The sequence below is a fragment of the Massilia orientalis genome (assembly GCF_030411975.2).
Classification (GTDB): domain Bacteria; phylum Pseudomonadota; class Gammaproteobacteria; order Burkholderiales; family Burkholderiaceae_D; genus Telluria; species Telluria orientalis.
The window spans coordinates 183,582-198,380 of sequence record NZ_JASNRB020000010.1 but is presented as its reverse complement, the minus strand read 5'-3'; the positions used below and the strand labels follow the sequence as shown (position 1 = coordinate 198,380).

The following is a 14,799-nucleotide window of genomic DNA, read 5'->3' as shown; positions in this document are numbered from 1 at the left end:
GCTCAGAACGTCAGCTTCTTGACGCCGTCGCCCGTGCCCAGCAGGCAGACGTCGGCGCCGCGGCGGGCGAACAGGCCGACGGCGATCACGCCGACGATCTGGTTGATCTCCGATTCCAGCGCCACCGCATCCGTGATGGCCAGGCCGGCCACGTCCAGGATGTAGCCGCCGTTGTCCGTGACGAACGCGTCCGTGCTGCCCGGCTTGGTACGCAGGCGCGGCTGGCCACCCAGCGCGACCAGCTTGCGGCTGACGGCGTTCGCGGCCATCGGCACCACTTCGACCGGCAGCGGGAATTGTCCCAGCGTCTCGACCAGCTTGGAGCCGTCGGCGATGCACACGAACTTGCCCGACACGGACGCGACGATCTTTTCTCGCGTCAATGCCGCGCCGCCGCCCTTGATCATGGCGCCGGTGGCATTGATCTCGTCGGCGCCGTCGACGTAGACGGAAATCGATTCGACGTCGTTCAGGTCGAACACCTCGATGCCGTGGCCGCGCAGGCGCGTCGCCGTCGCTTCCGACGACGCGACCGCGCCCTTGATGCGCGACTTGATCTTGCCGAGTTCGTCGATGAAGAAGTTGGCGGTGGAACCGGTGCCGACGCCGATGATTTCGCCGTCGACCACGTATTCGATGGCGGCGCGCGCCACTGCTTGCTTGAGTTCGTCCTGAGTCATGATGTTGGAAGGAGGTGAAGAAGAATCCGACATTTTAACGGATTCACATGTCGCGCCGAATATCATGCCAATTCAGCATATAATCTTGCAACCAAAGAAACACCCGCCGACGACCCATGCTCCGGATCCTGACCACCCTGCTGCTCGCCTTCGTCCTCGCGCACACCGCGACGGCCGCCGACTTCACGCCGTCCGCCCCGCCCGGCCCATACCGCGTCGGCTTCCACGTCCGCCAGCAGTACGACCGGGCGCGCGTCTACCAGCACCCGCGCAGTCCCGTCACGGCGCAGGCAACGAGCGGCGACCGGTCGCGGCCGCTGCAGACGCTGATCTGGTATCCGGCCATCGGCACGGGCGGCGCGCTGACCTACCGCGACTACGTGGCGACGGTGGCGACGGAAGAGGAATTCAGCCGCATGCCGGACCAGGTGCGCCGCGCCACCGACGCGCTCGTCGAGACACGCACCCCGCAGGTCCAGCGCGACCTGTCCAGCCCCGTGCGCGCCCTGCGCGACGCGCCCGAGCGCCCCGGTAAATTCCCCGTCGTGATCTACGCGCCGAGCCACAGCGCCTACGCCATCGAGAACACCGACCTGTGCGAATACCTCGCGAGCCACGGCTACATCGTGATCGCAACGCCGTCGCTGGGCCCGCGCTCGCACACGATGACCGCGAGCCTGGAGGGCGCCGAAGCGCAGGCGGACGACATCGGCTTCCTGGTCGGCTACGCCCACACGCTGGCGCAGGCGGACACGAACCGCATCGCCGTCGTCGGCCACAGCTGGGGCAGCCTCGCAAGCGTGCTGGCCGCGGCCCGCGACGACCGCATCCGCGCCCTCGTCACGCTGGACGGCTCGCTGCGCGCCGCGTACGACTACGTGAACGGCGGCCCGCGCGCCGCAGGCTACGTCACGCCGGAACGCCTGGGCATCCCGCTGCTGTACATGACGCGCCTGCAGGACGAAGGCGCGATCGGCTCCGAACTGCTGGGGCGCATGCGTTATGCCGACGTGTATCTCGCCACGCTGGATGCCGCGAGCCACATGGATTTCTCGTCGTGGTCGCTGCGCATGGCGCCGGACGCCGCCTTCGGCAAGCGCACGCGCGCGCAATCGGCCCAGACCTACGGCGCGATGGCGCGCATGGTCGAACGTTTCCTCGACGCCCGCTTGCGCAACGATGCCCCGGCACGCCGCCAGCTGGACGACGCCGTCGCCGCGAACCGTCCGCCGGCCGGCTTCGTCTCGTTCGCGCTACGCCGCGCCACGGGCGCGCCGCCGACGTTGGACACGTTCCTCGAACAACTGGGCCAGCAGGGCTTCGAGCACATCGCCACCATCTACGACCGCCTGCACGCGCAGAATCCCGACCTCGCCCTCGACCCGCTGCAAGCCCACGACTGGGGCATGAAGCTGTTGCGCGAACGGCGCGCCGCCGATGCCATGCAGGTGTTCCGGCTGGGCGTCAAACTGTATCCGGAACGCTTCGACTTCCTCTACGACGGCCTCGGCCAGGCGTACGAGGCGGCCGGCGAGCGCGACGCGGCCATCGCGAATTACCGGCAGGCGCTGGCGCTGGAGCCGGGGCAGGCGCATGCGCGCGAACGGCTGGGGGCACTGGGCGTCGCGGTGGCGCAATGAAATACGTCATCGGCGCCGTCCTGCCCCTTCCCCTGGCGGCAGGCGCCGACGTGGAGGAGACCGTCGTCTTTCCGATGCCCGCCTATCCGGCCTCCGTCCAGGCCAGCGATGCGTACGACGGGGTCGACGTAACCTGAACAAATAATCCGGAGGTCACATGAAGCGAGTCACTGGCATCGGCGGCGTCTTCTTCCAGGCAAACGACCCGGCCGCGCTGAGCGCCTGGTACACGCGCCACCTGGGCATCGACGTAAAGCCATGGGGCGGCGCCGCGTTCGATTGGACGGACCCCAAGGGCACCACCGCCTGGTCCGTGTTCGCTGCGGACAGCGACCAGTTCACGCCGAGCCGGGCCCCGTTCATGATCAACTATCGCGTCGACAACCTCGCCGCCCTGCTACAGGCCTTGCGCGACGAAGGCTGCAATGTGCTCGACAGGACGGACGACGGCGAATACGGCAAGTTCGGCTGGGTCATCGATCCCGAAGGCAACAAGGTCGAGCTGTGGGAACCGCCGGCCTGATCACCCACCGTTAAAAAAACTTCACCATGCCGCTCTCGAACTACCTCGACACCGCTCCGCAGCTTGCCGAGCGCGTCTACGTGCACGCCTCGGCCCAGGTCATCGGCAGCGTCCGCCTCGGCGCGGACAGCTCGATCTGGTGCAACGCCGTGCTGCGCGGCGACGTCAACGACATCGTCATCGGCCGCTGCACCAACGTCCAGGACCTGACGATGGGCCACGTGTCCCACAAGACGCCCGCCAGGCCGGACGGCTCGCCGCTCGTCATCGGCGACTACGTCACCATCGGCCACGCCGTCATCCTGCACGGCTGCCGCATCGGGAACGAATGCCTCATCGGCATGGGCACCATCGTGATGGACGACGTGGTGGTCGAGGACCGCGTCATGGTCGGCGCCGGCAGCCTCGTCCCACCGAACAGGACGCTGGAAAGCGGCTTCCTGTACATGGGCCGGCCCGTCGTCAAGGTGCGGGCGCTGACCGAGGCCGAGATCGCGTACCTGCGCTATTCGGCCGAGCATTATGTGCGCATCAAGGACAATTACCTGAACGGATCCACCGGGTAATTCCAACAATCGACCGTCCGCGCGCAAGCCGGCCCTCTGCAGCAGAAGCGCCGAAAACTGCAAAATCGAAAAAATATTGATTCAATATTTAATACGAAGTGGAATCCGGTCGCCCTATTATCAGGAGATCATTGACTGTTTCATAAATGCTGAGTCTTCACACCAATTTCGTATCGCTGTCGGCGCTGAAGGTCCTGGGCCGTACCCAGGCCTGGCTGTCGACGTCGATGACGCGCCTGTCGACCGGCTACCGCGTCAACTCGGCGCAGGACGACGCCGCCGGCCTGCAGATCGCCACGCGCCTGAAGGCGCAAAGCAGCGGCATGACCGTGGCCATGCGCAACACGCAGAATTCCATCTCGCTGCTGCAAACTGCCGACGGGGCACTGAGCGAAGTCAGCGACATCCTCATCCGCATGAAGGACCTGGCGACCCAGGCCGGCGATACCTCGTCGTCGAGCGCCGACCGGGACACCCTGCAGGCGGAATACGATTCGCTGACGGACGAACTGTCGAACATCTTCAGCAACACGGGCTTCGGCGGCACCACGCTGCTGAACACCTCCGCAACGACGGGCGGAAAACTCGGGGATACGGCGGGCCTCTCGTTCCAGATCGGTGCCGACAGTGCGGAAACGATGCATGCCGATTTCTCGCAGCAGCTGCACGACGTCGACCTCCTGCTGCAGGCCGCCACGACCAGCGACATCACCTCGCTCGACGGCAGCGGGAATACCGTGGTCACCATCGTCACCCGTTTCGCGGGCGACAGCTCGACCACCAACACAACGCCGGGCCACACCCTCGCCGACATCCTGATCCCCACGACGACGAATATCCCCGACGGTTTCGGCGGCACGATCACGGTCCATGGCACGATGACGCTCGTCGCCGATCCCGCGGCGACGATCGGCAAGCTGGGCGACGCCCTCGACGCCGTGTCGGCGCTGCGGTCCGGACTGGGCGCGGCCGCGAACCGCCTGGACCACGCCTACAACAACCTGGCGAACGTCTCGACCAATACGCAGGCCGCCACCGGCCGCATCATGGACGTCGACTTCGCGACGGAGTCGTCGGCCATGACCGCGAACCAGATGCTCATGCAGTCCAGCACGGCCATGCTGAAGCAGACCAACAGCCTGGCCTCGATGGTGATGGCGCTGCTGCAGTAACGGCGCCCCTGCCAGCCGACGACGGCGTCAATCGCCCGGCGGCAAACACCCGTACATGCGCGGCCCTTCCCTGTCGCCATTCCAGATCTGGTGCACGACCGCACTGCCGTCATGCTGGCGTGCCAGGCAGAACCTGGCCTCGTAGCTGGACGCGGCGCTGCCCTTGCCCGGCCGCGCCTCGATGCGCAGGCTGTAGATCCGCCCCGGCGCCAGCGGCGCGGGCGTCGTGCGCGGCAGCGACGCCACCTTGCCGCCGTACGGCACGCACATGCCGAACGTGAGGGGGAATGTGCGCTCCTTCGGCATCGTCATCTTCCACACCGGGCGTGCGCCCTCCCACACGACGATCGACCGGAATTCCGGCGTGCCCAGGCGTTCCTCGCGCGGGGTGATGGTGAAGCACGGGCCGCCACGCGGGCCTTCGCGCACCTCGGCCGCGCCGACGCGGGCGCACGCCGGCGCGGCCAGGCACCAGGCACACAGCAGCACGGGGATGCGATAGGGGACGGACATGATGACCTCAACGGAGCGCAAGGCGAAAGCCTACGACGGCAGCACCGTTAAATTTTGAGGCTACGCAAGCTCAGGCGGAGACAGACGCTACCATCCGCGCGAAGCGGCGTGCGCTGCCGCGCGGCAGGTTGTCCGGGTCGCGCGGGTCGGCGAGGAAGCGGGCCAGCACCTGTTCGTACAACTCGATCTGGTGCGCATACCGGCGCTGGCGCATGATGCGCGGGTTGCGCATGTATTTCAGCGCAAAATAATCCGCGAGCAAGTCGCCCTGGGCTTCCATGTTGTAATCGGACAGGAGCGCGCCCGGGCGCAGTTCGTAGCGGTACGACAGGCCGATGCGGAAGGCGCCGCGCAACCGGACCGGGTAGCCCAGCTGGTGCTGCCACACATGCACCATCTCGTGCATGAACCAGTGGATCGTGTGCGGATCGCCCGCGCCATAATCGGGCAGGAAACAGGAGCGGTGGAAATAAATGCTGCCGTTGGGCGTCATGGCGCAGTTTTTCGGCTGCACCAACGGCAGGTAGCGGCGCCCATGCACGCGCACGCGCGCCACATCGATGGCGCCGCCGAACAGCAGCGACGCCATGCGTATTTCGGCCGGGGTCAGGCCCCGGACCAGGCGCCGCCGCATGCTTGGGCTCAGGCCGCCTTCAGCGCGGACGCGGCCTTGGCCAGCTCGGTGATCAGGCCCCAGTCGCCGGCCTTCATCGCATCCGCCGGGGTCAGCCAGGAGCCGCCCACGCACGCGACGTTCTTCAGCGCGAGGAATTGCGGTGCCGTCTCGATCGAGATGCCGCCCGTCGGGCAGAAGGTCACGTCCGGCAGCGGACCGCCGATGCCCTTCAGCATGCCGACGCCGCCCGCCGGCACGGCCGGGAACAGTTTCAGCTGCTTGAAGCCGGCTTCGCGCGCCACCATCACTTCGGACGGGGTCATGCAGCCCGGCAGCAGCGGCAGGCCGCTTTTCTTCGCCGCCTCGATCAGCGACGGCGTCAGGCCCGGCGACACGCCGAACACGGCACCGGCATCGCGCGACGCGGCGAATTCTTCCGGCTGCGTCAGCGTGCCGACGCCGACGATCGCGCCTTCCACCTGGGCCATCGCGCGGATCGCGTCCAGGCCGTGCCTGGTGCGCAGCGTGACTTCGAGCACGCGGATGCCGCCGGCGACCAGCGCCTTGGCGAGGGGGACGGCATGGTCCGGGTCGTCGATCGCGATCACGGGGATCACGACGGCGGATTTCATGATGTCCAGCAGGGTCATATCGTTACTCATCGTTGTACTCACTTCGCGGTGGATTTGCGGAACAGGAAGTCTTCATCGGAACCCGGCATGATCTCGCCGCTGTCGGTGCCTTCGTGCAGGGGTACGGTCGTGTCGATCGGCGACGGCAGCGGGAAGTGGGCGGCGCCCTCCTCGGCCGCGCTGACGGATTTGCGGAACACGTCGAACAGCTCGCGGCCCATGCCGATGTGGCCGGAGCTCAGGTCGGCGGTTGCCATCTTGCGCGCGGCCCATACGTCTTCCGGCACCAGCGCGTCCAGCGTGCCCTGGGTGGCGTCGACGCGGATGATGTCGCCGTCGCGCACGAGGCCCAGCGGACCGCCGGCCAGGATTTCCGGCGACACGTGGATCGCGGCCGGGACCTTGCCCGATGCGCCCGACATGCGGCCGTCGGTGACCATCGCGACGTGGTAGCCGGAATCCTGCAGGTTGGCCAGTGCCGGCGTCAGCGCGTGCAGTTCCGGCATGCCGTTGGCGCGCGGGCCCTGGAAGCGGATCACGGCGACGAAATCGCGGTTCAGCTTGCCGGCCTTGTAGGCGTGCATGAAATCTTCCTGCGAATCGAACGTCAACGCCGGTGCTTCGACGATGTGGTGTTCCTTCTTGACGGCCGAGATCTTCATCACGGCGCGGCCCAGGTTGCCCTGCACGAGGATCAGGCCGCCGTTGTCGCTGAACGGGTTCGTATGCTTGCGCAGCACCGATTCGTCGCCGCTCTGCTCCGGCAGGTCGCGCCAGACGACCTTGTCGCCGTCCAGGAACGGTTCCTTGCAGTGGTTGCGCAGGCCGCGGCCCAGGATGGTGTTGACGTCGTCGTGCACGAGGCCGGCGTCCAGCAGTTCGCGGATGACGAAGGTCGGGCCGCCGGCGGCCTGGAAGTAGTTCACGTCGGCGTCGCCGTTCGGGTACACGCGCGTCAGCAGCGGCACCACTTTCGACAGCTCGTCGAAGTCGTTCCAGTCGATCACGATGCCGGCCGCGCGCGCGATCGCGACGAGGTGCAGCGTGTGGTTCGTGGAACCGCCCGTCGCGTGCAGCGCGGCGATGGCGTTGACGATGCATTTTTCGTCGACGATGTGGCCGATCGGCATGTACTCGCCGCCCTGCTGCGAGATCTTGACCGCATGCTGGGCCGCGGCGCGGGTCAGCGCCTCGCGCAGCGGGGTGTCCGGATGGACGAAGGCGGCGCCCGGCAGGTGCAGGCCCATCATCTCCATCAGCATCTGGTTGCTGTTAGCGGTACCGTAGAAGGTACACGTACCGGCGCTGTGGTAGGCCTTGGCCTCGCCTTCCAGCAGCTCTTCGCGCGTGGCCTCGCCCTTCGCGTAGCGCTGGCGCACGGCGGCCTTTTCCTTGTTCGAGATACCGGTCGCCATCGGGCCGCCCGGCACGAAGATGCCCGGGATGTGGCCGAAGTGCAGCGCGCCGATCAGCAGGCCCGGCACGATCTTGTCGCAGATGCCGAGGTACAGGCTGGCGTCGAACATATTGTGCGACAGCGCGATGGCGGTCGACATGGCGATGGTGTCGCGCGAGAACAGCGACAGTTCCATGCCCGGCTGGCCCTGCGTGACGCCGTCGCACATGGCGGGCACGCCGCCGGCGAACTGCGCCACGGCGCCGACTTCACGCACGGCGTCCTTGATGACCTTCGGATAGGCTTCGTACGGCTGGTGCGCCGACAGCATGTCGTTGTACGAGGAAACGATCGCCACCGACGGCTGCTTGGCCTCGCGCAGCTTGAGCTTGTCGTTGGCCGGGAAGGCGGCAAACCCGTGTGCCAGGTTCGTGCACGCCAGCACGCTGCGCTGCACGCCCTTGACGCGCGCGGCGTCGAGATGCGCGAGATACGCCTGGCGCGAAGCCCGGCTACGCTTGATGATCCGGTTGGTGACCTGTTCTACTACGGGGTGCAGCGCCATGATCTGTTCCTTGTGAATTAGATTTCTGAAATTTTACTACGAAATGGGGATTCCCGCTCACTAATCACTGACTGAGGGGTCCGGAAACGTAGTCGAGATGCGCGCGTGATACGCGGCCGCGCGAAGGCGCTTTTTTGTGTAGTGAATTTACGCCTGCTTCCTGTATGATTCGCTAACCTGCACAAAATGACATCATACCGTCCATCACCATGCGCCAACCACCCCTGACCAGCACCACCAGTTACCAGGCCCTCCAGTCCCACGCCCAGGACGCCCAGCAATGGCAGATGCGCGACCTGTTCGCGCAAGACCCGCAGCGCTTCGAGCGCCTCTCGCTTGACGCGGCCGGGCTGTTCCTAGACTATTCAAAAAACCGTTTGGACGGGCGCACGCTTGCACTGCTGGCAAACCTGGCGCGCGAGCGCGGCGTCGAGCAGTTGCGCGATGCCATGTTCGCCGGCGACAAGATCAACCTGACGGAACAACGCGCCGTGCTGCACACCGCCCTGCGCGCGCCGAAGGACAAGCAGATCACGGTGGACGGCCAGGACATCACGGCCGACGTGCACGCCGTCCTCGCCCGCGTCAAGACGTTCAGCGACGCCGTGCGCAACGGTGCGTGGCTGGGTCACACGGGCAAGGAAATCACGGATATCGTCAACATCGGCATCGGCGGCTCCGACCTCGGTCCGAAGATGGTCTGCCTGGCGCTGCGCCAGTTCGCCCATCCGCGCCTGACGATGCACTTCGTCTCCAACGTCGACGGCCACGACATGGACGCCGCGCTGGCGCGCGTGAATCCGGAAACGACGCTGTTCATCATCGCCTCGAAGACGTTCACGACGGCCGAGACCATGATGAACGCGAACACGGCGCGCAGCTGGTTCCTCAAGCATGCATCGGAAGAGGCGTTGGCAAAACACTTCGTCGCGGTGTCGACCAACGTGGAAGCGATCAAGAAATTCGGCATCGACCCGGACAACATGTTCCCGTTCTGGGACTGGGTCGGCGGCCGCTATTCCGTCTGGTCCGCGATCGGCCTGCCGGTCGCGCTGTGCGTCGGCTACGGCTATTTCGCCGACTTCCTCGCGGGCGCGCACGCGCTGGACGAGCACTTCCGCACCGCGCCCATCGAGCAGAACCTGCCGATGATCCTGGCCCTGGTCGGCTTCTGGAACCGCGAATTCCTCGGCTGCCCGTCGGTGTCGATCGCGCCTTACCACCAGGACCTGAACCGCTTCCCCGCGTACCTGCAGCAGCTCGACATGGAAAGCAACGGCAAGCGCGTCACGCGCGCCGGCGACACCATCACCGACTACGCAACCGGCCCGGTGATCTGGGGCGACGTCGGCACGAACGGCCAGCACGCCTACTTCCAGCTGCTGCACCAGGGCACGGACGTCACGCCGATGGACTTCATCGCCGCGCTGCGTCCCGCGCATGAATTCCAGAACCACCACGCCGCGCTGCTCGCGAACTGCTTCGCGCAGTCGGAAGCCTTCATGAAGGGCAAGACGGCCGACGAGGTGCGCCAGGACCTGGCCGGGCAGGACCCGGCCGAGATCGAGCGCCTCGTGCCGCACAAGACCTTCCCGGGCAACCGTCCGAGCAACACGATCCTGATGGAGTACCTGACCCCGGCCACGCTGGGCGCGCTGATCGCGCTGTACGAGCACAAGGTGTTCGTGCAGGGCGCGATCTGGGACGTGAACAGCTACGACCAGTGGGGCGTGGAACTGGGCAAGGTGCTGGCCAAGAAGATCGAGGCGGAGCTGAACGGCGAGGCGCAACCGGCGCAGCACGATGGTTCGACCAACGGCCTGATCGCCCGCGCCAGGGCCGCCGTCTGAGGAGGTGCCATGAAGACCGAAAAATTCCACATCGTGCATGACGAACGGATGCTGGTCGGCGAATCGGCCGTCTGGCATGCGGTCGAATCCGCGCTGTACTGGGTCGACATCGACGGTAAGTCGGTGCACCGCCTGCATCCGTCGAGCGGCAAGTACTCGCGCTGGAACACGGACACCGAGCCGTCCGCCATCGCCGTCGACCAGGACAACAACCTCGTGCTGGCCACGCGCGCCGGCTTCGTCTACCTGAACACGACGACGGGCGACATCGACGACATCGCGCCGGCACCGTACGACACGTCCATCGTCCGCTTCAACGACGGCCGCACGGACCCGGCGGGGCGCTTCTGGGTCGGCACGATGTACGAGCCGCGCGACCAGCAGAAGGCCGAGATGTACGTGCTGGACAAGGGCGGGCTGCGCCTGGCCTGGGCCGGCGGCATGACGAACTCGAACGGGCTGGCGTTCAGCCCGGACGGCAAGACGATGTACCACTCGGACACGACGAGCCACCGCGTCGACGCGTACGACTACGACGTCAAGACGGGCACGGCATCGAACCGCCGCAACCTCGTCACCTTCTCCGACGACAAGAAGGCGGCCGACTACGGCGGCCGTCCGGACGGCGCGGCGGTGGACAGCGAAGGCAATTACTGGTCCGCGATGTTCGAAGGCGGCCGCATCGTCAAGCTGTCGCCGACGGGCGAGCTGCTGCAGGAAATCGAGCTGCCCGTGCGCTGCCCGACGTCCGTCGCGTTCGGCGGCCCCGATCTGCGCACGCTGTTCGTCACCAGCGCCAGCAAGGGCCGGTCGAACGACGAGCTGGCGAAGTATCCGCACAGCGGCAAAGTACTGGCATTTACCGTCGACGTGCCCGGCATCGAGCAGGCCGAGTACCGCGGTTGATTTCCGGGCGGGCACACCGTGCCCGCCCTCCCCTTTCTCTCGCGCCCACGCCGCCACGGATGTGGCACCATTACCTTCGACCACACCCTTCTGCGTAGTAAAATTTCTTGCGCTATCCATAATCGTGTAGTAAATTTACAGCATTTCACTCCTCGACAGACACCATGGCACTTTCCGATTTCGATCTCGTTTTCTTCGGCGGCAGCGGCGACCTCGCGATGCGCAAGCTGTTGCCGGCGATGTATGCCCGTGACGTGTGCAACGACCTGCCCGCGACGGCGCGCATCATCTGCGTCGGCCGCGACGAGATGTCGCAGGAAGCGTTCATCGAGATGGTGGAAACCAATGCAAAAACGCACGTGAAGGAAAACGTCGACGCCGGCGCATGGCAGACGTTCCTGAACCGCATCACCTACGTCGCCGTCGACGCCGGCAACGTGGCGACCTACGCGGCGCTGGCGGAAGCGCTGCGCAAGGATTCTTCGCTGACGCGCGTGTACTACCTCGCGACGCCGCCGCAACTGTTCGCGACGATCTGCGAGAACCTGGCCGCCGTCGGCCTCGTCACGCCGAATTCGCGCGTCGTGCTGGAAAAGCCGCTGGGCCGCGATCTCGCATCGGCCAAGCAGATCAACGCCGACGTCGGCAAGGTCTTCGCCGAATCGCAGATCTACCGGATCGACCACTACCTCGGCAAGGAAACCGTGCAGAACCTGCTGGCCCTGCGCTTCGGTAACATCCTGTTCGAGCCGCTGTGGCGCCGCGAGTGGATCTCGGACGTGCAGATCACCATCGCGGAAAAGATCGGCGTGGGCAACCGCCTGGGCTATTACGACAACTCGGGCGCGCTGCGCGACATGCTGCAGAACCACCTGCTGCAACTGCTGTGTATCGTCGCGATGGAACCGCCGACGTCGATCGCGCCGGACGCCGTGCGCGACGCCAAGCTGCAGGTCCTGCGCTCGCTGAAGCGCTTCACGCCGACGACGCTGTCGCAGAACATCGTGCGCGGCCAATACCGCTCGGGTTATGTCGACGGCCAGGCCGTGCCGGGCTACCGCGACGAACCGGGCGCACCGAAGCAGTCGAAGACGGAAACCTTCGTCGCGATGAAGGCCGAGATCGACACGTGGCGCTGGGCCGGCGTGCCGTTCTACCTGCGTACCGGCAAGCGCATGGCCGACCGCCTCGCGGAAATCGTCGTGCGCTTCAAGCCTATCCCCCATTCGATCTTCAACCAGCCGACGTCGAGCTTCCAGCCGAACAGCCTCGTGATCCGCCTGCAGCCGGACGAAGGCCTGTCGATGAACCTGATGGCCAAGACGCCGGGCGATTCGATGCGCCTGAAGCAGGCCGAACTCGAACTCGATTTCCGCGAACAGTTCAAGTCCCCGCGCATGGAAGCGTACGAGCGCCTGCTGCTGGACGTCCTGCGCGGCCAGTTGACCCTGTTCATGCGCGGCGACGAGCTGGAAGCCGCGTGGGAATGGGTCGAGCCGATCCTCGAATACTGGGAGCAGGACGACACGACGCCGGTCCCGTACACGTCCGGTACGTGGGGCCCTGCCTCGTCGTCCGCGCTGATCGGCCGCGACGGCCTGCAGTGGCGCGAAGAGGCGCTGCCGGAAGACTGAAGGAACTAACGTGCTGCTCGATTCGATCCGTACCCAGCTCGACTCGCTGTCCAAGTCCGAGCGCAAGGTGGCGCTCGCCGTGCTGGCCGCGCCCAGCGCCACCGTGAGCCAGAACATCACGGCGCTGGCGCGCAGCGCGCAGGTGTCCGAGCCGACCGTCGTGCGCTTTTGCCGCACGCTCGGCTACGACGGCTGGCACGAGTTCAAGCTGAAGCTCGCGCAAGGCCTCGCGCTGGCGCTGCCCGGTGCCAGCGAGCAGCCGGCGCAGGACGACCTGGCCGCGGACCTCGTCAACAAGATCTGCAGCCGCTCGATCAACACGCTGCTCGACCTGCGCAACAACCTTAAGCCGGAACTGATCCAGAAGGCACTCGACATCCTGTCGCGCGCCAACAAGATCGAGTTCTACGGCCAGGGCACGTCGGGCTTCGTCGCGGCCGACGCGCAACACAAATTCTTCCGCTCGGGCGTGCCGACCGTCGCGTACACCGACCCCGCGATCCACGCCATCGCGGCCGCGCTGCTGCGCGAGGGCGACGCGCTGGTCGCGATCTCCCAGCGCGGCAACAACCCGTCGCTCACGCGCTCGGCGAAACTCGCGCGCCGCGGCGGTGCCGAAGTGATCGTGCTGGCACCGTCCGGCACGCCGCTCGCGGACATGGCGAGCCTCCTGATTCCAATCGACCTCGTGTTCGCGACCGATCCGTACACGCCGATCTCGGCGCGCCTCGCCTACCTCGTCGTGATCGACGTGCTCGCGGTCGGCCTCGCGCTGCAGCGCGGTCCGGAGTTCCGCAAGAAGATGCAGAACGCGCAGAAGGCGCTGCAGGAATTCGACCTGCAGTTCGATTCGTTCATCGGATGACCGCCCCGGTCTTCTTCGCAACCGCAGAAGACTTCCGCGCCTGGCTCGCGGCCCATGCACACGAGGCAAAGGAACTGCTCGTGGGCTTTCACAAGGTCGGCACGGGCAAGCCGTGCATGACCTGGTCCGAATCCGTCGACCAGGCGCTGTGCTACGGCTGGATCGACGGCGTGCGCAAGGGCGTCGACGAAGGCGCCTACACGATCCGCTTCACGCCACGCAAAGCCGGCTCGATCTGGAGCGCGGTGAACATCGACAAGGTGACCAGGCTGCGCGAGCAAGGCCTCATGACGCCGGCGGGCGAAGCGGCGTTCGAGCGGCGCTCGGAAGACCGCTCGCGCGTGTATTCGCACGAGCGCGAGACGCCCGCCGAACTGGCGCCCGAGGACCTGGCCCGCTTCCGGCGCCACAAGTCCGCGTGGGCGTATTTCGAAGCGTGCCCGCCCGGCTACCGCAAGCGCATGCTGCACGTCGTGACGAGTGCCAAGAAGCCGGAGACGCGGGCGGCGCGGCTCGACCGGCTCATCGCGGCATGCGCGGAAGGCCGGCGGCTCGACGAGTGGACGCCGGCAAAAAAATAATCAGTAACCGACCGTGAATCGCTCGCGCACGTGCGCCGGCTTTTCGATCTCGTCGACCAGCGCGATGGCGTAATCCTCGTACGAGATCGTGCTGCCCTTCTCGCTCACCAGCAGTTCGTCCTTGGCGAGGCGGAACTTGCCGGTGCGCTCGCCCGGCACGAACAGCGCGGACGGCGAGATGAACGTCCAATCGAGATCGTTCACGCCGCGCAGCGCATCCAGGAAATCGGCGCCCTTCGTCGCCTCGTCCTTGTACGCGGCCGGGAAATCGGGCTGGTCGACGAGGCGCTTGTCCGGTGCGACGAACAGGCTGCCGGCGCCGCCCACGACGAGATAACGTTTTACGCCGGACGCGCGCACGGCGCCGATCAGTGCTTGCGGGTCGGTGTCGAGGAAGCGCACCGAACTGACCACGGCGTCGTGGCCCTTCAGCACCTCGGCCAGGCCAGCCGGATCGGCGACGTCGCCGCGTGCTGCCGTGACGCCCGCACGCGCCGGGACTTTCGCAGGATCGCGGACGATGGCCGTGACCTGGTGATTGCGCGAAACGAGTTCGTTCAGGATGCGCGTGCCGACGTTGCCGGATGCGCCGATGAGTGCGATGCGTGCCATGGAATTCCTTTGGTCTGTGGTTAAGAATAGGTCTGAAAACGAGACCGT

General features: G+C 66.3%; 16 protein-coding genes. 10 read left to right on the top strand and 6 right to left on the bottom strand.

Features of this window, described 5'->3' with window-relative positions; translation table 11 throughout:
* Positions 1-2 precede the first annotated feature (2 nt).
* The gene (gene rpiA, locus QPK29_RS18085) at positions 3-680 is read right to left on the bottom strand and encodes a ribose-5-phosphate isomerase RpiA (protein ID WP_056136425.1); all 678 of its coding nucleotides are present in this window, start codon (positions 678-680) and stop codon (positions 3-5) included.
* Positions 681-796: 116 nt separating this feature from the next.
* On the opposite strand from rpiA, the gene QPK29_RS18080 reads away from it, so the two are divergent.
* The 5 genes from QPK29_RS18080 to QPK29_RS18060 all read left to right on the top strand — a co-directional run bounded on the left by QPK29_RS18080 (position 797) and on the right by QPK29_RS18060 (position 4,581).
* A complete protein-coding gene (locus QPK29_RS18080) occupies positions 797-2,320 on the top strand; it encodes a poly(ethylene terephthalate) hydrolase family protein (RefSeq protein ID WP_371770116.1) in 1,524 nt (507 codons plus the stop codon).
* Positions 2,317-2,457, top strand: coding sequence for a hypothetical protein (locus tag QPK29_RS18075; protein ID WP_371770117.1), 141 nt, complete (start codon positions 2,317-2,319; stop codon positions 2,455-2,457). Before QPK29_RS18080 ends, QPK29_RS18075 begins: the two co-directional genes overlap by 4 nt.
* 20 nt (positions 2,458-2,477) lie before the next feature.
* Positions 2,478-2,843 (top strand): VOC family protein, encoded by a 366-nt coding sequence (locus tag QPK29_RS18070; RefSeq protein WP_371770118.1) that lies wholly within the window; start codon positions 2,478-2,480, stop codon positions 2,841-2,843.
* Positions 2,844-2,869: 26 nt separating this feature from the next.
* Entirely contained in the window at positions 2,870-3,409 is a 540-nt protein-coding gene (locus QPK29_RS18065) for a gamma carbonic anhydrase family protein (RefSeq protein ID WP_371770119.1), read from the top strand.
* A 146-nt stretch (positions 3,410-3,555) separates the two neighbouring features.
* Positions 3,556-4,581, top strand: a complete 1,026-nt coding sequence (locus QPK29_RS18060) for a flagellin N-terminal helical domain-containing protein (protein WP_371770120.1) — start codon at positions 3,556-3,558, stop codon at positions 4,579-4,581.
* 27 nt (positions 4,582-4,608) lie between these two features.
* Here QPK29_RS18060 and QPK29_RS18055 read toward each other — a convergent pair whose 3' ends face one another.
* The 4 genes from QPK29_RS18055 to edd all read right to left on the bottom strand — a co-directional run bounded on the left by QPK29_RS18055 (position 4,609) and on the right by edd (position 8,303).
* Positions 4,609-5,094, bottom strand: coding sequence for a hypothetical protein (locus QPK29_RS18055; protein WP_056136415.1), 486 nt, complete (start codon positions 5,092-5,094; stop codon positions 4,609-4,611).
* A gap of 70 nt (positions 5,095-5,164) precedes the next feature.
* Positions 5,165-5,728, bottom strand: a complete 564-nt coding sequence (locus tag QPK29_RS18050) for a Rhs element Vgr protein (RefSeq protein ID WP_371770121.1) — start codon at positions 5,726-5,728, stop codon at positions 5,165-5,167.
* 8 nt (positions 5,729-5,736) lie between these two features.
* Complete coding sequence (gene eda / locus QPK29_RS18045; protein ID WP_371770227.1) at positions 5,737-6,360, bottom strand: bifunctional 4-hydroxy-2-oxoglutarate aldolase/2-dehydro-3-deoxy-phosphogluconate aldolase; 624 nt, start codon at positions 6,358-6,360, stop codon at positions 5,737-5,739.
* A gap of 20 nt (positions 6,361-6,380) precedes the next feature.
* On the bottom strand, positions 6,381-8,303 hold the full coding sequence (edd, locus tag QPK29_RS18040) for a phosphogluconate dehydratase (RefSeq protein WP_371770122.1): 1,923 nt from the start codon (positions 8,301-8,303) through the stop codon (positions 6,381-6,383).
* Positions 8,304-8,512: 209 nt separating this feature from the next.
* On the opposite strand from edd, the gene pgi reads away from it, so the two are divergent.
* The 5 genes from pgi to QPK29_RS18015 all read left to right on the top strand — a co-directional run bounded on the left by pgi (position 8,513) and on the right by QPK29_RS18015 (position 14,139).
* Entirely contained in the window at positions 8,513-10,153 is a 1,641-nt protein-coding gene (pgi, locus tag QPK29_RS18035) for a glucose-6-phosphate isomerase (RefSeq protein WP_371770123.1), read from the top strand.
* 9 nt (positions 10,154-10,162) lie between these two features.
* Entirely contained in the window at positions 10,163-11,059 is an 897-nt protein-coding gene (locus tag QPK29_RS18030) for an SMP-30/gluconolactonase/LRE family protein (RefSeq protein ID WP_371770124.1), read from the top strand.
* A 164-nt stretch (positions 11,060-11,223) separates the two neighbouring features.
* Positions 11,224-12,693, top strand: a complete 1,470-nt coding sequence (zwf, locus tag QPK29_RS18025; protein ID WP_371770125.1) for a glucose-6-phosphate dehydrogenase — start codon at positions 11,224-11,226, stop codon at positions 12,691-12,693.
* 10 nt (positions 12,694-12,703) lie between these two features.
* On the top strand, positions 12,704-13,558 hold the full coding sequence (locus QPK29_RS18020; protein WP_056136401.1) for an SIS domain-containing protein: 855 nt from the start codon (positions 12,704-12,706) through the stop codon (positions 13,556-13,558).
* A complete protein-coding gene (locus tag QPK29_RS18015) occupies positions 13,555-14,139 on the top strand; it encodes a YdeI/OmpD-associated family protein (protein ID WP_371770126.1) in 585 nt (194 codons plus the stop codon). The genes QPK29_RS18020 and QPK29_RS18015 overlap by 4 nt, the downstream gene beginning before the upstream one ends.
* On the opposite strand, the gene QPK29_RS18010 is transcribed toward QPK29_RS18015, so the two are convergent.
* Positions 14,140-14,751 carry an NAD(P)-dependent oxidoreductase gene (locus QPK29_RS18010; protein ID WP_371770127.1) on the bottom strand — a complete coding sequence of 204 codons (612 nt, stop codon included), beginning with the start codon at positions 14,749-14,751 and terminating at the stop codon, positions 14,140-14,142.
* Between the last annotated feature and the right edge of the window lie 48 nt (positions 14,752-14,799).